This is a genomic window from Sphaerisporangium fuscum (assembly GCF_018531465.1).
GTDB classification, from domain to species: domain Bacteria; phylum Actinomycetota; class Actinomycetes; order Streptosporangiales; family Streptosporangiaceae; genus Sphaerisporangium; species Sphaerisporangium fuscum.
In genome coordinates this window covers 1-19,024 of record NZ_JAHDTF010000014.1, presented here as the reverse complement: position 1 = coordinate 19,024, position 19,024 = coordinate 1, and the positions used below count along the sequence as shown (strand labels likewise).

General features: G+C 72.7%; 13 protein-coding genes. 4 read left to right on the top strand and 9 right to left on the bottom strand.

All coding sequences use genetic code 11. From position 1 onward, the window contains the following. Nucleotides 1–49: 49 nt before the first annotated feature. From KIK05_RS17890 to KIK05_RS17865, 6 genes are all read right to left on the bottom strand, one after another. Nucleotides 50–574, bottom strand: coding sequence for a DUF1707 SHOCT-like domain-containing protein (locus KIK05_RS17890; RefSeq protein ID WP_214411874.1), 525 nt, complete (start codon nt 572–574; stop codon nt 50–52). Next, complete coding sequence (locus KIK05_RS17885; protein ID WP_214411873.1) at nt 571–1,374, bottom strand: ABC transporter permease; 804 nt, start codon at nt 1,372–1,374, stop codon at nt 571–573. Before KIK05_RS17885 ends, KIK05_RS17890 begins: the two co-directional genes overlap by 4 nt. Continuing rightward, complete coding sequence (locus tag KIK05_RS17880) at nt 1,371–2,336, bottom strand: ATP-binding cassette domain-containing protein (protein WP_214411872.1); 966 nt, start codon at nt 2,334–2,336, stop codon at nt 1,371–1,373. Before KIK05_RS17880 ends, KIK05_RS17885 begins: the two co-directional genes overlap by 4 nt. Nucleotides 2,337–2,353: 17 nt before the next feature. Beyond that, a complete protein-coding gene (locus tag KIK05_RS17875) occupies nt 2,354–3,259 on the bottom strand; it encodes a DUF4097 family beta strand repeat-containing protein (protein WP_214411871.1) in 906 nt (301 codons plus the stop codon). A 29-nt stretch (nt 3,260–3,288) separates the two neighbouring features. After that, complete coding sequence (locus KIK05_RS17870) at nt 3,289–3,819, bottom strand: hypothetical protein (RefSeq protein ID WP_214411870.1); 531 nt, start codon at nt 3,817–3,819, stop codon at nt 3,289–3,291. A gap of 170 nt (nt 3,820–3,989) precedes the next feature. Continuing rightward, entirely contained in the window at nt 3,990–4,700 is a 711-nt protein-coding gene (locus KIK05_RS17865; RefSeq protein ID WP_214411869.1) for an NADPH-dependent F420 reductase, read from the bottom strand. A 149-nt stretch (nt 4,701–4,849) separates the two neighbouring features. Here KIK05_RS17865 and KIK05_RS17860 point away from each other — a divergent pair, with 149 nt between their 5' ends. The 3 genes from KIK05_RS17860 (at nt 4,850) to KIK05_RS17850 (ending at nt 9,423) form a co-directional block, all read left to right on the top strand. Beyond that, the gene (locus tag KIK05_RS17860; RefSeq protein WP_214411868.1) at nt 4,850–5,470 is read left to right on the top strand and encodes a VOC family protein; all 621 of its coding nucleotides are present in this window, start codon (nt 4,850–4,852) and stop codon (nt 5,468–5,470) included. Nucleotides 5,471–5,707: 237 nt separating this feature from the next. Next, nucleotides 5,708–7,441, top strand: coding sequence for an ABC transporter ATP-binding protein (locus KIK05_RS17855; RefSeq protein WP_214411867.1), 1,734 nt, complete (start codon nt 5,708–5,710; stop codon nt 7,439–7,441). Further along, on the top strand, nt 7,438–9,423 hold the full coding sequence (locus KIK05_RS17850; protein WP_214411866.1) for an ABC transporter ATP-binding protein: 1,986 nt from the start codon (nt 7,438–7,440) through the stop codon (nt 9,421–9,423). Before KIK05_RS17855 ends, KIK05_RS17850 begins: the two co-directional genes overlap by 4 nt. Before the next feature lie 20 nt (nt 9,424–9,443). Here KIK05_RS17850 and KIK05_RS17845 read toward each other — a convergent pair whose 3' ends face one another. The 3 genes from KIK05_RS17845 to KIK05_RS17835 form a co-directional block, all read right to left on the bottom strand. Next, entirely contained in the window at nt 9,444–10,334 is an 891-nt protein-coding gene (locus KIK05_RS17845; RefSeq protein WP_250562991.1) for an SCO6745 family protein, read from the bottom strand. 101 nt (nt 10,335–10,435) lie between these two features. Further along, nucleotides 10,436–11,194, bottom strand: coding sequence for a hypothetical protein (locus tag KIK05_RS17840; RefSeq protein ID WP_214411865.1), 759 nt, complete (start codon nt 11,192–11,194; stop codon nt 10,436–10,438). Between the two features lie 34 nt (nt 11,195–11,228). Then, nucleotides 11,229–14,177, bottom strand: coding sequence for a hypothetical protein (locus KIK05_RS17835; protein WP_214411864.1), 2,949 nt, complete (start codon nt 14,175–14,177; stop codon nt 11,229–11,231). Nucleotides 14,178–14,490: 313 nt separating this feature from the next. Between KIK05_RS17835 and KIK05_RS17830 the strand changes: the two genes are divergently transcribed. Next, nucleotides 14,491–18,753: an nSTAND1 domain-containing NTPase gene (locus KIK05_RS17830; protein ID WP_214411863.1), complete on the top strand. Its 4,263-nt coding sequence runs from the start codon at nt 14,491–14,493 to the stop codon at nt 18,751–18,753. The last annotated feature ends 271 nt before the right edge of the window (nt 18,754–19,024 follow it).

Here is a 19,024-nt window from a genome sequence, read left to right as displayed (position 1 = left end):
CCGTGGGGCGGGGCGAGCGGGCCGTGCGGCGGGGCGAGCGGGCGCCGGGTCACCGGCGCGCGTTGCGGATCTTCAGGCGGCCGTAGGCCAGGTCCCCGGTCACCCGGATGTGCGGCTTTCCCGGGCGGGGGTCCCCGGGCGCCGTGCAGGTGATGCCGCCCCACTGGGAGCGCGCGCCGTCGACGTTCGCGGAGGCGCCGGCCGGCAGGATGATGATGGCGGAGCCGTAGGTGAGGACGAGTTCGATGTCGATCCGCGGATGCCGGACGGCGCACCGGGACAGGTCGAGCCGCACCTTGCCGTACTCGGAGTCGATGCGCAGCAGGCGCGGCACCCGCCAGTCGCCCGTGCGCGTGATGTGCCCGCCCGTGGACCTGAGCTCGACCACATCGTCCTCGTCCGGCAGGTCGGCGACGGCCGGCGTCAGCTCGCCGGAGGAGGTGGCGGTGAGCGCCAGCTCCAGCCGCCGCTCCAGCTCGGCCGGGCTGAGCCGCCCGTCCGCGTACGCCTCCTGGATACGGTCCACCGCCCTGTCGCGATCTCCGTCCCGGACGTGTGCCCTGGCGTCGTTCATCTGCTGACGGCCTTCTTGTACAGCCGCGTGGCCAGCGGGACGAACACCGCCAGGAGCAGCAGCGACCAGAGCAGCGACACCGGCACCGCGTGCCGCAGCGGCCAGGCGCCGGCCACGGGCATGGCCGGGCTGGTGTTGCCGAACAGTTCGCGCGCGGCCTGGACGAGCGTGGAGACGGGGTTCCACTCGGCGATCGGCTTCAGCGGCCCGGGCAGGCGCGCGGTGTCGGCGAAGGCGTTGGACAGGAAGACCAGCGGGAACGACATGATGGTCGCCACGTTGTTGAAGACCTCGGGCGTGCGCAGCGCCAGCGCCACCGTCGCCGTCACCCAGGAGAAGGCGTACGAGAACAGCAGCAGCATCAGGAACCCCAGGGCGGCCTCGAACGGCGAGGTGTGGACGCGCCACCCGACGAGCAGGCCGACGAGCGCCATCGTGACGACACTGGTCAGATTCATGATCACGTCGCTGACGGTCTGGCCGGTCAGCACCGCCGAGGGCGACATGGGCAGCGTGCGGAACCGGTCGAAGATGCCCTTGCGCAGATCCTGCGTCAGTGTGTAGCCGGTGATCTGCGCGCTGGAGACGATCGTCATGACGAAGATCCCGGGAAGCATGTACTCGCCGTACGACATGCCCGGCATGTTGATCATGCTGCCGAAGACGTAGGCGAACAGCAGCACGAACACGATCGGGAGCATGACCACGCCCCCCAGCAGATCGGGCGCTCGCCTGATCTTCAACGCGTTGCGTTTGGCGATGGTGACGCCGTCGGCGAAGGCCACCTGAAGGGTGTTCATCGGACAGGCTCCTTGATCTTCTCGTCGGTCTCGTGCCCCGTGAGGGTCAAGAACACGTCGTCCAGGGTCGGCCGGCGCAGTCCGGCGTCGCGTACGGCGATCCGCTCGGCGGACAGGAGGCCGAGCGCCGTGGTCAGCGCGGCCGCGCCGCCGCTGACCGGAACCGTCACCTGGAGGGCGGCGCCGTCGGTCCGCACGTCTCCGACGGCCAGCGGCGCCAGCGTGCGCCGGGTGGCCTCCAGGTCGGCCGCGCTCGTCACCGACAGCTCGATCCTGTCGCCGCCGACCTGGGTCTTCAGCTCGTCGGCGGTGCCGAGCGCGATCACGTGACCGTGGTCGACCACCGCGACGCGGTGGGCGAGCCGGTCGGCCTCCTCCATGTACTGCGTGGTGAGCAGCACCGTCGTGCCCGCCGCGACGAGCTCGGAGACGACGTCCCACAGGGTCGCCCGGGCCCGCGGGTCGAGGCCGGTCGTGGGCTCGTCGAGGAACAACACCGCCGGATCGGCCACAAGCGCGCCGGCCAGGTCGAGACGGCGCCGCATACCGCCGGAGTAGCCTCCCACCGGACGGTCGCCCGCCTCCGTGAGGTCGAAGCGCTCCAGCAGTTCGCGGGCGCGCTGCCTGCTGCGTCTCGCGCCGAGGTGGTGGAGACGGCCGACCATTTCCAGGTTCTCGGCGCCGGTGAGGTGGTCGTCCACCGCGGCGTACTGGCCGGAGACGCCGATGTGGGCGCGTAGCCGGCTCGCGTCGCGCACGACGTCGAAGCCGGCCACCGTGGCGTGACCGGCGTCCGGTCTCAGCAGGGTGGTCAGGATCCGCACGGTGGTGGTCTTGCCGGCGCCGTTCGGGCCGAGCAGCCCGAACACCGTGCCCTCGGGGACGCTCAGCTCCATCCCGTCGAGGGCCACCACGTCGCCGTACTTCTTGACCAGGCCCTCGGCCACGATCGCGTCTGGCATGAGAAGCTCCTTGTCCGTCAGGAACGATGGATGACGATGTCGCCGTAGGCGGTGTGCGCGCGGACCTCGACGACCTGGTCGGTCTGCCCGGGGCCGTCGCTGGGGTCCAGGGAGACGTCCACGGTGCCGTACGTCGAGCTCACGTCCAGCCAGGCGGCGGTGCCCTCCCGGATGCCGAGCTCCAGCCCGCCGCCGGTGGTCTCCAGGACGACCGATCCGGCCCGGACCTCGCCGATCCGCACGCTGCCGTACGCGGTCCTGGCGGCGACGCCGGCCAGGGCGCGGTCGACGGTGCTGTCGCCGTAGGCGGAGTGCAACCGCAGCTCGCCGGTCACCTGTCCGAGGCGGACGTCGCCGTGCGAGGTCTTGATCACGGCTGTGCCGTCGATCTCGCCGATGCGGATCTCGCCGTTGGTCGTGGTGACCTCGGCGTGCCCGGCCGAGCGGGTGATCGAGATGTCGCCGTGGGTGGTGGTCAACCGCAGCCGGCCGGCCTCCTCGATCTGGATGTCGCCGTAGGAGGTGGTGAAGCGCACCTCGCCGAGCGGGCCGCGGCAGCGGAGGCCGCCGGAGGTCTTGGCTTCGACGCGGGAGTCCGCCGGCAGCTCGATCGTCACGTCGACCGAGCCCCCGCCGAACAGCAGCGAGCGCGCCCAGCTCGCGGGCGATCCCACCAGCTTGTCCAGCGAGAGGCCCCAGCCGGAGCCCGAGGCGTCGCGCTCCTGGACCGTCCGCACCAGGAGCCTGCCGCCCTCGTACGCGACCTGGGTGTTCTCGGCGGCGCGCACGTCGGCGTCGTTGAACTCGTCGCTCGGGCGGACCTCGACGACGGTGTCGGTGCGGTCGCTCGCGTTGATCCGGACGACGGCGGTCGCCATGTCGACGACGGCGAGGATGGGTTCCGGGGTGGCGAACGTCTGCATTGCGGCCCCCTCATGGGTCGACGTGGTCATCAGCGCACCCAGCCGCTGTAGCGCCTGCCGGTCTGCTGGGCCGTGCGCGGGCCGGAACGGCGGCCGCCGTCGCCGGGGTCGAGCGCGGCCGAGACGGCGCGGACCAGCCAGGCGTTGACCGAGAGCCCGTCCCGGCCGGCCGCCTCCTCGATGCGCGGCTTGAGGTGGTCGGGCACGCGGAGCGAGATGCGGGACGTCCCGCCGTCGTCGGCGTCCGAAGGCGGCGGCGGGGCAGGTGGTCTCTCGGCCGGTCCGGTCTCGCCCTCCTCCGCCAAAGGCCGGCCGGTCGGCGGCGGCGTCACGACGAAATCGGGGTCGCGGCCGCGCAGGCGCACCTCGACCGAGCCCGGCGCGAGGTCGCGGGTGATCTCGTCCGCGGCGGCGGACAGGGCCTCCAGCAGGGCGAGCCGGGCGGCCGGCTCGAGCGCCGCGGCGAGACGCTCGGCCAGCGCGCGGGCTTCCTCGCCGCCCGCCCCGGCGGCGACCGCGAGCTCGCGGCGGAGGTGATCGACATACGGCGCTAGGTCCATGACGCCACTATGACGTCATCATGGCGTCTAGGCAACTCCATCCGATGGCGTCATTTGGCGTCACGCAGACGCCGAAGCGCCGCCGTGCCGTGTGCCAGGGGGGCTGAGCTGGTCCGAAACGAAAAGAGGGGCCGCCCGTCGGGCGCCCCTCTTTCCTGTGTCCGGGAGTGTCAGTCCTGCGCGATGTCGCGGTAGCGCCGGGCGGCGGCCAGGGCGGCGCGGATGGTGCCGGCATCGGCGGGGACGCCCGGATCGTCGCCGGCGATGCCGGTGCCCTGCGGGTTCTTGGCGTAGGGCACCGCGTAGGCGGGAGTGTCGCGCTGGAAGCGCCACCCCTCGGCCAGCGCTCCGGCGTCGACGGCGTCGAAGCCGAGGGCGTCCAGCAGCGCGGTGGCGGCGGCCTTGGCGCCGGGGTCGTCACCGGCGATCGGCAGCGCCGTGCGGTCGGGGGCGCCGGCCGGGCGGGCGAGGGCGGCCAGGTGCTTGAAGTAGATGTTGTTGAACGCCTTGACGACCTTGGCATCCGGCAGGTGCCGCTGCAGCAGCTCGCTGGTGGTGGTCTGTTCGGTGTCGAGTTCCGGGATCTGCCCGTCGCGCTGCGGATAGTAGTTGTCGGTGTCCAGGACGACCTTGCCGGCCAGCGGCTCCACCGGTACCTGGCGGTAGGCCTTCAGCGGGACGGTCACCACGACCCAGTCCCCGGCGGCCGCCGCCTCCGCCGGAGTGGCGGCGCGGGCGCGCGGGCCGAGTTCTTCGACGAGCGAGGTCAGCGTCTGCGGCCCGCGGGAGTTGCTCAGCACGACGTCCAGGCCGGCGGCGACTGCCAGCCGGGCGAGCGTGCCGCCGATGTTCCCGCTGCCGATCAATCCGAGAGTAGCCATGCCCGCGACAACCAGCTCACCGGTCGTGCTTATTCCTACTTTCCCGGAGGGTTTCTGGGTGCCGTCAGGCCCGGCGGTACGCCCCGGCCTCCGGCGAGCGCCGGGAAAGGTAGCCTGGCCGGGACACTTGTGGCCGTGGAGGATGTACGGTGATCGACCCAGCTCTGGACCACCTCGTCTACGCGAGCCCCGACCTGCCGGCGGCGGTGTCGCGGATCGCCGCGCTGACCGGTCTGGAGCCGGTCGAGGGCGGTCCGCACCCGGGGCGGGGGACGCGCAACTTCCTGCTCGGCCTCGGCCACCGGGCGTACCTGGAGATCATCGGCCCCGACCCGGACCAGCCCGCTCCGAGCGGGCCGCGCCCGTTCGGGATCGACGGGCTCGAGGCGCCGGCGCTGGTCGGCTGGGCGCTGGCCGTCGAACCCGGCCGGCTGGACGAGCGAGCGGCGCGCGCCAGGGAGGCGGGATTCGATCCGGGGCGGCCCGCCGGCATGTCGCGGCACCGGCCGGACGGCACCGTTCTCGCCTGGCGGCTGACCCCGATGCGGACCGGACCGCTGCCGTTCCTCATCGACTGGGGCGACGCTCCCCATCCTGCCGACGGGCTGCCGGTCGTGCCGTTGCGGTCGCTGGAGATCACCCACCCGGAGCCGGAGACCGTCCGGACGGCGCTGGCCGTCCTGGGGGCCGCCGTTCCCGTACGCGCGGGCGAACGGCCGGCCCTGCACGCCGAACTCGACACGGCGCACGGGACGTTCACGCTGACCTGACAGCCTCAGTTCCCCGGCTGCTTGCCGGGCGGCAGTGCTCCTCCGGTGAGCCCCGTGGGTGAAGTCGTCGGCCAGTTCGGTGCCTTATGGGGCCGATCAACCGGTCTGTCATGGCTTTCGCCTGACGCCCGGAGTAGGCCCATTTCGCCGAGCGAAAACCAGGCGTAAGTGATCTACCTGCTCCTATAGCGTGATCTGTGTGATCTCCCCCTGTGAATCCCTCGCCGGAGCCGGCCCATGCTGAGTCGCCTGCTCCGTGCCCACCTGCGTCCCTACACCGCCGCGCTCACCGCCGTGGTGGCGTTCCAGCTGGTCGGCACCATCGCGTCGCTGTACCTGCCGAGCCTGAACGCCGACATCATCGACCAGGGCGTGGCCGCCGGCGACACCGGTTACATCCTGCGCACCGGTGCCTGGATGCTCGCCGTGTCCCTAGTGCAGATCGCCTGCTCGATCGCGGCGGTCTACTACGGGGCCAAGGTGGCGGCCGGGTTCGGGCGGGACGTCCGGTCGGCGATCTTCCATCGGGTCAGCGGCTTCTCCACACGGGAGGTCTCCCACTTCGGAGCGCCCTCGCTGATCACCCGCAACACCAACGACGTGCAGCAGGTCCAGATGCTCGTGGTGATGACCTGCACGATGCTGGTCGCCGCGCCGATCATGGGCTTCGGCGGCATCATCATGGCGCTGCGTCAGGACCTCGGCCTGTCGTGGCTGATGCTCGTCTGCGTCCCGGTGCTGCTGATCTCGATCGGCCTGATCGTCTCGCGGATGGTGCCGCAGTTCCGCGCCATGCAGACCCGCATCGACGAGGTCAACCGAGTGCTGCGCGAGCAGCTCACCGGCATCCGCGTCGTGCGGGCGTTCGTCCGCGAGCGTGAGGAGACCCGCCGGTTCGCCAAGGCGAACGACGATCTGACCGCCACGGCGCTGCGCGTCGGACGGCTGACCGCGCTCATCTTCCCCACCGTCATGTTGATCTTCAACGCCTCCAGCGTCGCCGTGCTGTGGTTCGGCGCGGCCCGGGTGGACAGCGGCGAGATGCAGGTGGGCGCCCTGACCGCGTTCCTGATGTACCTGCTGCAGATCCTCATGTCGATGATGATGGCCACCTTCATCTCGATGATGGTCCCGCGCGCCGCCGTCTGCGCCGAGCGGATCGGCGAGGTGCTCGACACCGAGTCGTCGGTGCGCCCGCCCGAGGAGCCGGTACGGCAGGTGGACCGCAGGGGCGAGCTGGAGATGCGGGACGTCGAGTTCCGCTACCCGGGCGCGGCTGCGCCGGTGCTGTCGGGCATCTCGTTCCGCGTCCGCCCCGGCGAGACCACGGCCATCATCGGCAGCACCGGGTCGGGCAAGACCACCCTGGTCTCCCTGGTGCCGAGGCTGTTCGACGCCACCTCCGGCAGCGTGTCGGTGGACGGCGTCGACGTCCGCGAGCTCGACCCGCAGATCCTCTGGACGCGCATCGGCCTGGTGCCGCAGAAGCCGTACCTGTTCAGCGGCACCGTCGCGAGCAACCTGCGGTACGGCAACCCGCACGCCACCGACGAGGAGCTGTGGGAGGCGCTGGAGGTCGCCCAGGCCCGCGACTTCGTCGAGGCGATGCCCGAAGGCCTGGACGCGCCCATCGCGCAGGGCGGCACGAACGTCTCCGGCGGGCAGCGGCAGCGGCTCTCGATCGCCCGGGCGCTGGTCGCCAGACCCGAGATCTACCTGTTCGACGACTCGTTCTCGGCGCTCGACCTGACCACCGACGCGCGGTTGCGCGCCGCCCTTCGCGAGCACACCGCCGAGGCCGCCGTCGTCATCGTCGGGCAGCGCGTCTCCACCGTGGCCGAGGCCGACCAGATCATCGTGCTGGACGACGGGAAGATCGTCGGACTCGGCACCCACGACCAACTGCTCGACACCTGCCCGACCTACGTCGAGATCGTCGAGTCCCAACTGACCGCGGGGAGTGCGGTATGAGCGAGCGGCCCACGGCACCTGCGACACCGCGGCGGCCGCCCGCCGGGGGCGGCGGTTTCGGGCCCTTCGGCGGCGGGGTGCCCCACGAGAAGTCGATGAACTTCGGCCCCTCCACGCGGCGCCTGCTGGGGCGGCTCAGCCCCGAACGCCCGCGGCTCCTCGCCGTGATCGCGCTGGCCGTGACCAGCGTGGTGCTGTCCGTCATCGGGCCGAAGATCCTGGGCCGCGCCACCGACCTGATCTTCAGCGGCGTCGTCGGCGGTCACCTGCCGGCGGGGACGACCAAGGAGCAGGCGGTCCAGGCCGCGCGCGCCTCGGGGCACGGCAACTTCGCCGACATGCTCGCGAAGATGGACCTCGTCCCGGGCAAGGGCATCGACTTCGGCGCGCTGGCCACGGTCCTTGGGTGGGTCCTGGCGCTGTACGTCCTGGCGTCCGCCTTCATGTGGCTGCAGGGCTACCTGCTCAACGACGTGACGCAGCGCACGGTGTACCGGCTGCGGGCGGACGTCGAGGACAAGCTGAACAGGCTCCCGTTGAAGTTCTTCGACGGCCAGCCGCGCGGTGAGCTCCTCAGCCGGGTCACCAACGACATCGACAACGTGTCCCAGACCCTGCAGCAGACGCTGAGCCAGCTGCTGACCTCGCTGCTGACCGTGGTCGGCGTGCTGGCGATGATGTTCGTGATCTCGCCGCTGCTCGCGCTGATCGCCCTGGTGACCATCCCGGTCACGATGTTCGTCACCGGGCAGATCGGCAAGCGCTCGCAGAAGCTGTTCGTCGCGCAGTGGGCGCACACCGGCACCCTGAACGCCCACATCGAGGAGGCGTTCACCGGCCACGAACTGGTGAAGGTGTTCGGCCGGGGGCCGGAGGTCGAGAAGGTCTTCCAGGAGCGCAACGAGCAGCTCTACAAGGCGAGCTTCGGCGCCCAGTTCATCTCCGGGATCATCATGCCGACGATGATGTTCGTCGGGAACCTCAACTACGTCGCCATCGCCGTCGTCGGGGCCGTGCGGGTAGCGACCGGCGCGATGAGCCTGGGGGACGTGCAGGCGTTCATCCAGTACTCCCGGCAGTTCACCCAGCCGTTGACGCAGGTGGCCTCCATGGCCAACGTGCTGCAGTCGGGAGTGGCGTCGGCCGAGCGGGTCTTCGAGCTGCTCGACGCCCAGGAGCAGGACCCGGACCCGGCCGAGCCGGTGCCGCCGGCGGACCGGCGGGGCCGCGTGGAGTTCGAGGACGTGTCCTTCCGGTACGAGCCCGAGCAGCCTCTCATCGAGGACCTGTCGCTGGTGGCCGAGCCGGGGCACACCATCGCGATCGTCGGCCCGACCGGCGCCGGCAAGACCACGCTGGTCAACCTGATCATGCGCTTCTACGAGCTGGACGCCGGCCGGATCACCCTCGACGGCGTCGACGTCACGGCGATGCGCCGCGACGACCTGCGCTCGCAGATCGGCATGGTGCTCCAGGACACCTGGCTGTTCGGCGGCACGATCCGCGACAACATCGCCTACGGCAACCCCGGCGCGACGGAGGAGGAGATCGTCGCCGCCGCGCGTGCCACGTACGTCGACCGGTTCGTCCGCACCCTGCCCGACGGCTACGACACCGTGATCGACGAGGAGGGGAACAACGTCAGCGCCGGCGAGAAGCAGCTGATCACCATCGCGCGGGCCTTCCTCGCCGACCCGTCCCTGCTCATCCTCGACGAGGCCACCAGCTCGGTCGACACCCGTACCGAGGTCCTGGTGCAGCACGCCATGGCCGCGCTGCGCAGCGACCGCACGAGCTTCGTCATCGCCCACCGCCTGTCCACCATCCGTGACGCGGACCTCATCCTGGTGATGGAGGCGGGGCGCATCGTCGAGCAGGGCACCCACGACGAGCTGCTCGCCGTCGGGGGCGCGTACCACCGGCTGTACTCCGCCCAGTTCGGCGGGGCCCTGGTGGCCGCGGACGGCGAGACCACGACGTGAGGACGCCGCCCGCGACCATGTCAGCGGGCGGGAGCGGCCACCTTCCCGATGCCGAGCGTGCTGGTGGCGGGGAGGAGGCCTGACTCCAGCGCCGCGACCAGGAGCGGCATGGTGAGCTTGGTGAGGCGCTCGGCCTTGTCGGGGCCGAGTGCCTGCCAGGGGGCGTAGGCCAGGTCGTCGGTGAGGCGCTCGACCGTGTCGCGCAGCGCGCGGCCCCGTGAGGTCGCGGTGCCGTCGGGGCTCACCAGGCCGCGGGAGATGAGGCGGTCCCGGGCGGCGGTCCACTCGTCGCCGGCCCATCCTCGGCTGCCGAACGTCTCCGGCGGCGCGGCGCCGATCGCGGCGAACGACACCAGCGCCTCGCACGGGTCGAGCCCCGCGGTGAGCAGGGCGGCCACGTGGCCGTCCCCTCGGTGCTCGCGCAGGACGCCGATGGCCTGCCACAGCACCAGGTGCGGCTCGTCGGGCCAGGGGAGGGCGGCGTTGGCGGCGGCCAGGGGGCGTCCGGCGTTCGAGGCGGCCTGCGCCGCCTCCTTCGCCAGCGCGGCGGCCTCGCCCAGGCCGGGGTCGTCGATCCTGTCACCGAGGACCGCCCGGTACATGCGGTCGGCCGCGCGCAGGCGTCCGGCCAGCACCTCGCCCGGGGTGGCCACGTCCCACGCCGCCGGCACGTGCTCGCGCACCATCCGGGGGCTGAAGCTGTAGAAGGCGGAGGACACCTGCTCGGCGCTCGCCGCCCCGAGCGGCGCCGCACGCCAGGCGAAGTAGCTCGGCCAGCGGGTGTCCACCGCGTAGCCGAGGGCCGCCGCCTCCTCGAACACCTCCGGGGCGTACCAGAACAGCGCGTGCACCGGCTCCAGTTGGTGCCACATCTGCCGCGCGAAACCCGGGTCCTGCGCCATCGTGCTCATCTGCCTTCCACAAGGGGGCCATCAGACCTGCGACCCTCGCCGGCGATCCGCCGGTGGGGACGGGTCATATATTAGATAGCAGAGCTATCGAATACAAGTCGCTACCGATGCCAGACGGTGTAGGAGACAGTGAGGCCTTCGTCCTGGCGGGTCGGGCGTTCGCCGAACTGGACGGCGGCGATGTCCTTCTCGGCGGTCTCCAGGCAGACCCAGCCGTTCTCCTTCACCGGAAGGCTTCCGTAGTGCCGTGCCCGGAGTTGTTCCGCGCAGGCGACCATGGTCGGCGTGCCGGAGAAGGGGGTGATCCACAGCCTGCCCCCGCCCGGGGTCCACAGCTCGTGGTAGACGCCGTTGTAGACGATGTCGGAGGCGTCGTTCACCTCGCTGACGACCCCCGTCTCGAGGTCGAGGTAGTCGTTGTCGGCCAGGTCGGCCTGCCCCTTCCTGACCACCTCCCCCTTGCCCACCGGCGTCGGCGAGGTGGTGGGCGCCGGGGTCTCGTCGCCGAGGAGGGACGAGACCCCGGTCGCGGGCGTGGTCGCGGACGGTGAGGGGGTCCCCGAGGCGGCGGCGGGCGGGCCGGTCAGGAAACGGTCGAGCGCGGCGCCCGTCGTACCGGAGCCGACCATGACGAGGGCCACCATGACCAGGCCGACGAAGCCGAGCGAACGGCCCATCCTCCGGATCAGGACGCCGAGGCCGATGAGCGTCGAGAGCAGCCCCGCGACGAAGATGACGGTCAGCGGGCCGCTGGTGAGGAGCTGGGCGACGCCCACCGCGTCCGCGAGGACGGCGAGCCCGGTGAACAGCGCGGCGGGGCCCGCCCCAGAAGGCGGAGAAGTTCCCTCAGAGCGGGCCAAATCATGCTCCTTTCCTGGTTCGCCGGGGGGCGTACTACGGGGCGCGCAGGTAGGCCGCGCCGAAGTTGCCGTCCGCGAGCATGCCGGTTCCCGAATGACAGTAGACGTCGATCGTGAGCTGCGGCGGGTTCGTGGAGTTGATGTTCCCGAGGTGGCAGTACCGGCCGGGCGTGAGCGTCGACACCTGGACGGTGTCGCCCGCCTTACCGATGCCGCCGGTGTAGGTCACGCGGTACCACCCGGTCGACAGGCGGGTGACGGACGGCGTCTCGCCGTCGCCGCTGTAGGAGTGGCGGACGTCGACCGAGGGAGCGGCCGGGTCACCGGTCGTCGTGACGTACGCCGCCGGGACGGACGCGTCATGGTGCAGGCCCGCGCCCTCGACGTACGACAGCAGCCACGGCGCGTCGACGGGCCGCGGCGTGGCGTCCTGGGCCACGGCGTAGCAGCCGACGGTCACCTCCAGCCCGGCGTCCACGACCTTGGTCCCTTCCGGGTGGCAGCGGGCGGCCGTGCCCGCGCCGTACGGCGTCACCTGCGTGTACCCCTTGTCGGAGGTGTAGGCGGCACCTTCGAGCACGACCCGGTAGCGGCCCGTGCCCTCGTGGTACACGCGGTTCGCCCGGCCGGCCGAGTTGTGCGTCCCCGAGTTGAGCACCGGCGCCAGCGTCGCCGTGCCACCGGGCGGGTTGTAGCGGACCGTGGCGTACGGCGCGGCGTCGGCGGCGGGCGCGGCGAAGAACGCCTCGAACCACCAGTCGACGGGCGCGCCGGTGTGGTCGAAGCACTGGACGCGGATCACCTCGTCCGGTCCCGAGGCCTCGTAGCCGGTCACCCGGCACGTCCGCCCCCGGTACACCGTGCGGTACGGCGTGACGTGCGCGATGCCCGTCGCCGAGGCGACGTCGGGCAGGCGCACCTCGTACGATCCCGTGCCCGTGTGCGTCACGGTGGCGCGGTGCGCGGCGGTGGCGGGGTCGAGGCGGCCGGTGGTCCACTGGTAGGCCGGATTGAGCCCGGCCGGGACGTCGAGCGGCGCCGTCGCCTGGTCCATGTACGCGTAGCCCCAGCGGGGCGACGCCGCGGGCGCCGGTGTGGCGGCGGCGACCATGGCGTCGAGCAGGTCGCGGGTCTCCCGGGCGGCCTCCTCCTTGGTGACGTCGGGCTCGGGGGATCCCGGCGCGGCGCCCCCGGCGCCCGGGCCCACGGGGAACCTGATGCCCTTCCAGTCGTCGAAGCCGGCCAGCGCGGCCAACGGCTCGTAGCGGAACCCCACCGGCTTCACCTGCGTGTCGGTGGACGCGGCGGGGGTCGAGCACTCGTTGTCCGGCCCGGTGAGGATCTGGTCGCCGAACCGCACGTCTCCCGGGGCCCGGGTGGTGTCGAGCCCGCCGCTCGCCCCCGCAGGGTCCACCGGGGACACGCACACCTGCGTCCAGGCCATCAGGTTGAGCGACACCTCGCGGGAGGGGTCGGGGTCGGCGTACCCCCAGGCGCTCCAGTTCCAGTCGAGCCCCCGGTCGGCCGGGCCGGCCCGCAGCACCAGGTTCCGGTCCCGCCAGGCCACCAGCAGGTCGGTGTCCCCTCCGACGCCCTTGCTCTCGACGAGCCGGTTCTGCACCAGGTCGTCGAGCTTGCGGCGCGAGTAGTCGATGGAGCTCACCGACTCCACCGTGCGGCCGTCGAGCACCGCGTCCTGGTCGCTGGACAACATGCCGCCGACGGCCACGCTCCAGGCGCTGTAGTCGGGCACGCCCGTCACCTGGTACCGGTAGTTCATCACCGACAGGTAGTTGGGCTTGTAGTTGAGGTCGCCGTCGCCGCCGTGCAGGAGACCGAGCGCGTGGCCGAGCTCGTGGACGAACGTCCCGCTCTGCTGCCGTACCGACGCCCCGCTCCACGAGCCGAGCGACACGATGAAGTCGGTCTTGTGGCCCTCGACCGGGGAGAAGCCGCTGCTCGTCGAGTTGTCGTGCTTGTAGCCCCAGATGTTGTAGAAGAAGAGGTCCCGCCGGTGGGCGGGGAAGTTGACCGCCCAGTAGCGGTCGAAGTTCGTCACCCCGTCGGGCCCCTTGTCGCGCAGCGGCCGGACGCGTTCGGCGGGGGTGACCGTGATGGCGTTCGACACGTCCACCAGAAGCTGCATCCCCGGACCGGGTGTGGGACCGTACGGGCACGACGCGGCGGCGCCGACCGGCGCGGCGTCGAACATGTGGCGGGCCTCGTCCAGCGCGAGCGGCGACGGGCGGTCGGAGGTGGTGCCGTCGTCCAGCCAGTCGATCTCGACGGCGATGGTCTTACGGCAGGGGTCCGCGCCGTGCTCGGGGAGCCAGGTGTCCCGCGTACCGTCGCCGCGCGGGATGCCCAGCAGTTCGATCCGGTCGCTCAACCCGTCGCCGTCGGTGTCCGGATCGGGGCGGCCCGCGGTGGTGTTCCAGGTCTGGTCGGAGTTCTTCAGGAACCGGTGGATCAGCCCTTCGGAGGTGTCGTGCCGGAAGTAGACGAACCCGGTATCGCGATCGGTGATCTGGAGTCCGGCGAGGTCCCAGTTGTCCGCGCGGATGTCCGGGGCGGTGCTCGAGTGGGTGAACGTGAAGCCGTCCAGCAGGCTGCTCGACGGCACGCAGGGCGACAGGTGGGCGTTCCAGACGAACGTGGCGTTCGCCCTGTCTCCGGTGCCGCCTCGGTGGAAGGGCTGGGGCGGCGTGTCGTCCCGTCCGTCCCCGTTCCAGTCCTCGAACAGCAGCGCCGCGCCGCCCAGCGTCACCGTCTCGGTCGAGTCGTCACGCAGTCCGTCCTCGCTGTCGGTGGTGACCGTGAGCGCGACGCGGCACACCTGCCCGGCGTCGGCGCGCGCCGGCCCGGCGGGGACGGCGGGGGACAGCCCCGCCGTCACGAACGCCAGGGCGAGGATGAGGACGGCCGCCACCGTGGCGGGCGCTCGTGACCGTCCGGCTCGGCCGGATCTCGCGGGTGAAGGCATCGGCTGCTCCTCCTCCTGGACTGGGGGCGCGGCCGGCCCGCGTGAGGGGCGGCCGGGACGGAGAAGCCGCTGGTCTTCATGGTTCGGGACGGCCCGCCCGGGACGGTGCCGTCGTCGATGGTCGGCCGGTTTCCGGCTGGTGGGAAGGGATGCGGAATTCTCCGTACAAGTCCGTACAGGACAGCTGGGGCCGGCGGGTCTGTAACCGTACGCGACCTCCTGGCGACGTAAGGATGCGAGCCCCCCGCCCGGGGGCTCAGTGTCGGCTGCGCGGCGTCCTCTCACCCGGGCGCCGCGACGGAGAGGAGGCCGGGTGCCGGGTTCCGCACCGCAGGAGCAGGAGACGCCCGAGCCGGACCAGGAGCCCGGTTCCGTGCCCCAGGAGGAGGGGGAGACGCCCGAGCCGGACAGGCGGGCCGCCGCCGGCACCCCCGATCCGGGCCGGATCCGGACCCGGCACGACTTCGCCAGGGAGCTGACGCTGCTCCGCGAGCAGGCCGGGCTGACGGTACGGCAGGTGGCGGCGAAGGTGGGCGGCCGGGGCGCGCACAGCACGATCGGGGACTGGTTCGCCGGCCGGGGAATGCCGTCCGCGGCGTCGCGCGACCTGCTGTCCCGCGTGCTGGACGTCTGCGGGGTCACGGGGACCGCCGCCGCCGAACAGTGGCTCACGGCCTGGCAGGCCGTGCGGCGGGCGCCGGGACGCCGTGCGGCGGGGCCGGAGCCGTACCGCGGTCTGGCCGGCTACCGGACCGAGGACGCGGACTGGTTCTTCGGCCGCCGCGCGCTGACGTCCCGGCTCGTCGCCCGCCTGGCCGAGCTGCGCGCGGCCGGCGGAGGCGTGCAGCTCGTGGTGGGGCCCTCGGGGTCGGGCAAGTCGTCGCTGCTGCGGGCCGGGATGATCCCCGCGCTGCGGAAGGGCGCGGTGCCCGGGACCCGGCCGCCGATCCTGTGCACGCCGGGGGCACGGCCAGTGGAGGAGCTGGCCGCGCCGCTGGCCGGCCCTGCGGGCGTGTCCTTCGAGGAGGCGGTCGCGGCGATACGGGCGGACCCCGCCGCCGCCGCCCGGCTCGCACGATCACCGGAGGGGCCGGCGGTCGTGCTGGTCGTGGACCAGTTCGAGGAGACGTTCACCTCCTGCGGCGACGAGGACGAGCGGCGGTGCTTCGTCGCCGCCCTGTCGGCGGTGGCCGCCGACGGTGGCGGGGTGGTCGTGCTCGGCGTCCGGGCCGACTTCTACGCCCACGTCCTGCGCTACCCGCGGCTGGTCGCCGCCGCCCAGGAGAGCCAGCTGACCGTGGGGCCGATGGACGAGGCCGAGCTGCGCGAGGCGATCACGGAGCCGGCGCGCAGGGCCAGGGCGGAGATCGAGGACGGACTGGTCGAACTGCTCCTCCAGTCGGTGGCCCCCCACCGGCGGCCCGGAGGCCTTCCGAGCGGCGACGGCGCGGGTGGCGGCGACGGGGCCGGCGGTAGGAGGGGCCGGGGTGAGGGCGCGCACGAGGCGGGGGTTCTGCCGCTGCTCTCCCACGCCCTGTACGCGACGTGGCTCGAGGGGCAGGGCCGCAGGCTCACCGTCGCGGGGTACCAGCGGATCGGCGGCATCGACGGCGCGGTGGCGGCGAGCGCGGGCCAGGTGTACGACCACCTGGACGAGAACGGGCGCGAGCTGGCCCGCCGCCTGTTCCTCCACCTGGTGCACGTCGCCCCCGACACCGCCGACACCCGCCGCCGCGCCACCCTGGGGGAACTGCTGGCGGACCGCGACGACGACGAGGCGGCCGGCATGGAGGACGTGCTCGACCGCTTCGTGGCGCGGCGGCTCGTCACGGTCGACGCCGACACCGTCCAGATCAGCCACGAGGCGCTGCTGACGGCCTGGCCCCGGCTGCGGGAGTGGCTGGACGCCGACCGTGCCGGCCTGGTGACCGTCCGGCGGCTCCGCGACGCGAGCGCCGCCTGGCATCGCGAGCACCGCGATCCCGACCTGCTGTACCGCGGCGCCCGCCTGCTGGCGGCCCAGGAGTGGGCGGCCGCGCACCGCCGCGAGCTGACCCCGCCGGTACGCGCGTTCCTCGACGCCGGCGCCCGCCACGGCCGCCGCCGTACCCGGCGCCTCTACCAGGTCATCACCGCGCTCGTGGCCCTGCTCGTCGTCGCGGTCGGCGCGTCGATCGCGGCGTTCGACGCGCAGCGGACCGCGACCAGGCAGCGCGACGAGGCGCTGTCGCTGAAGGTGGCAGCCGAGACCGAGGCGCTGCGGCGCACCGACCCCGCGCTCGCCGCGCAGCTCAGCCTCGCCGCCTACCGCCTCGTCCCGACGCCGCAGGCCCGCGGGGCACTGCTCAGCGCGCTCGACGGGCCGTACGCGACCCGGCTGACCGGGCACACCGGCACCGTGTACGCGGCCCGGTTCGCCCCGCGCGGACACCTGCTCGCCACGGCCGCCACGGACCAGACGGTGCGGCTGTGGGACGTGTCGGACCGAGCTCGTCCGGCACTGCTGGCCGTACTGCGCGGGCACACCGGGGGCGTGCTGTCCGTCGCGTTCAGCCCGGACGGCCGGACGCTGGCGACCGCCGGAGACGATCACACAGTACGGCTGTGGGATGTGTCAGACCCGCGCCGTCCCGGCTCGCCGGTCGTCCTCACCGGGCACACCGACGGCATCCACCAGGTGGCGTTCAGCCCGGACGGCCGGACGGTCGCCACGGCGAGCTACGACCGCACCGCCCGCCTGTGGGACGTGAGCGACCCGCGCCGGCCCGTGCCCCTCGCCGTCCTGACCGGTCACCGGGAGGGCCTGTCGGCGGTCGCCTTCAGCCCCGACGGTCGCCGCCTCGTCACGGTGGCCTTCGAACCGGTCGTGCTGATGTGGGACATCACCGACCGGCGCAGGCCCCGGCGCCTTCCCGACCTGCGGGGACACACGGCGGCTGTGCTCTGCGCGGCGTTCGGCCCCGACGGCAGGACGCTGGCCACGGGCGGGTTCGACAACATCGTGCGCCTGTGGGACGTCACCGACCCGCGCCGGCCGCGCAACGCGGGGGAGCTCACCGGGCACGAAAGCGGCGTGGCGGCGGTGGCCTTCAGCCCGGACGGGCACACGGTGGCCAGCGGCGGCTACGACATGAGCGTACGTCTGTGGGACGTCACCGACCGGCGATTCCCGGGCGCCCCCGTCGTGCTCAGCGGACACGCGGACACGATCTACGGCCTCGATTTCGCCCCGGACGGGCACACGCTGGCAACGGCGTCGAAGGACGGCACGGCGCGCCTGTGGAACACCCAGGCCCCTGTGCTGGGCGGGAACAGCGGCGTCGTGTACGCCGTGGCCTTCTCCCCGGACGGGCGGACCATGATCGCGGGTGGTCACCGGACCGCGCGCCTGTGGAGCACGGTCGACCCCGGCCGGCCCGAACCGCTCGCGATCCTGGCCGGTCACGAGAGCGGAGTGGTCGGAGCCGCGTACGCCCCGGACGGCCGGTTGCTGGCCACCGCGAGCCTGGACCACACGGTACGGCTGTGGGATGTGACGGACCCGCGCCGGCCCCGGACGCTCGCGGTACTGCGCGGGCACACCGACAACGTCTTCGGGGTGGCGTTCGGACCCGGTGGGCGGATCGTCGCGACGGCGAGCGCTGATCGCACGGTGGTGTTGTGGGATGTGGCCGATCCGCGGCGGCCACGGCGCCTGTCGTCGCTGACCGGCCACCGCGACACGGTGGAGGCCGTCGCCTTCGCGCCCGGAGGGCGGACACTGGCCACGGCGAGCGCGGACCGTACGGTGGTGCTGTGGGACGTGAGCGATCCGCGGCGGCCGCGGCGCCTGTCGTCGCTGGCCGGGCACACCAACATGGTGCTGGACGTGGCGTTCCGCCCCGACGGACGCATGATCGCCACAGCCGGGTCCGACGCCACTGTGCGACTGTGGGACGCCACCGACCCCCGCCGCCCGACACCACTGGCCACACTGCCCGGCCACGCCAACGCGGTCACCCATCTCGCCTTCACCCCCGACGGCCGCACCCTGGCCTCCGCCAGCTTCGACGGCACGACAAAACTCTGGCCGACCCCCTCCCCCCTGCCACCCACCCCCCGCGGGGCGGCCGGGCCGATCACGCCCGGCGGGCGGAATGGTCTGCTCACGATGTCCAGTGAGTCGGGTGGATCGGTCACGTCCACTGGCTTTGCGGGGTCGGTCACGCCCAGTGGGTTCACGACGCCCGGCGGGTCAGCGGGGTCGGTCACGTCGACCGGCCTCGCGGGGGCGGTCACGTCCGGCGGGGCGGCCGGGTCGGTCACGACGGCCGGTGGGGCGGCCGAGCCCGTCACGCTGACCAGCCAGAGCGAACCCGTGACTCTCACCGGCCACACCGGACGCGTCTACGCCGTCGCGTTCCGGCCCGACGGCCGCACTTTGGCCACTGGCGGTACCGACGCCACAGTGCGCCTGTGGGACATCGACCCCGAACGAGCCGCCGCACGTGTCTGCGCAGTAGTTCACCCAAGGCTCACCTCCGTCGACTGGCACACCCATCTCCCCGGCATCCCTTACCGCCCACCGTGCCCGTGACGCGGCCGGCACGCTGCTGAGACGCCCTCGGAGGGCAGGACACCCCGACTGCCGTGGGGCGGTGTCCTTCCAGCTCCCCGCTACGCGGATGCCTGCTGTTCTTCCGTCCCCGGCTGCGCGGATCCGGTCGGTGGGTGTCCTTCGCGTCCCCGGCTGCGCGGATCCGGTCGGTGGGTGTCCTTCGCGTCCCCGGCTGCGCGGATCCGGTCGGTGGGTGTCCTTCGCGTCCCCGGCTGCGCGGATCCGGTCGGTAGGTGTCCTTACCGGGCCG

Bases quoted from the DNA above. Each gene is read 5' to 3' on its own strand.
- KIK05_RS17890 (WP_214411874.1), bottom strand. From the start codon at position 574: ATGAACGACGCCAGGGCACACGTCCGGGACGGAGATCGCGACAGGGCG.
- KIK05_RS17885 (WP_214411873.1), bottom strand. From the start codon at position 1,374: ATGAACACCCTTCAGGTGGCCTTCGCCGACGGCGTCACCATCGCCAAA.
- KIK05_RS17880 (WP_214411872.1), bottom strand. From the start codon at position 2,336: ATGCCAGACGCGATCGTGGCCGAGGGCCTGGTCAAGAAGTACGGCGAC.
- KIK05_RS17875 (WP_214411871.1), bottom strand. From the start codon at position 3,259: ATGCAGACGTTCGCCACCCCGGAACCCATCCTCGCCGTCGTCGACATG.
- KIK05_RS17870 (WP_214411870.1), bottom strand. From the start codon at position 3,819: ATGGACCTAGCGCCGTATGTCGATCACCTCCGCCGCGAGCTCGCGGTC.
- KIK05_RS17865 (WP_214411869.1), bottom strand. From the start codon at position 4,700: ATGGCTACTCTCGGATTGATCGGCAGCGGGAACATCGGCGGCACGCTC.
- KIK05_RS17855 (WP_214411867.1), top strand. From the start codon at position 5,708: ATGCTGAGTCGCCTGCTCCGTGCCCACCTGCGTCCCTACACCGCCGCG.
- KIK05_RS17850 (WP_214411866.1), top strand. From the start codon at position 7,438: ATGAGCGAGCGGCCCACGGCACCTGCGACACCGCGGCGGCCGCCCGCC.
- KIK05_RS17845 (WP_250562991.1), bottom strand. From the start codon at position 10,334: ATGAGCACGATGGCGCAGGACCCGGGTTTCGCGCGGCAGATGTGGCAC.
- KIK05_RS17835 (WP_214411864.1), bottom strand. From the start codon at position 14,177: ATGCCTTCACCCGCGAGATCCGGCCGAGCCGGACGGTCACGAGCGCCC.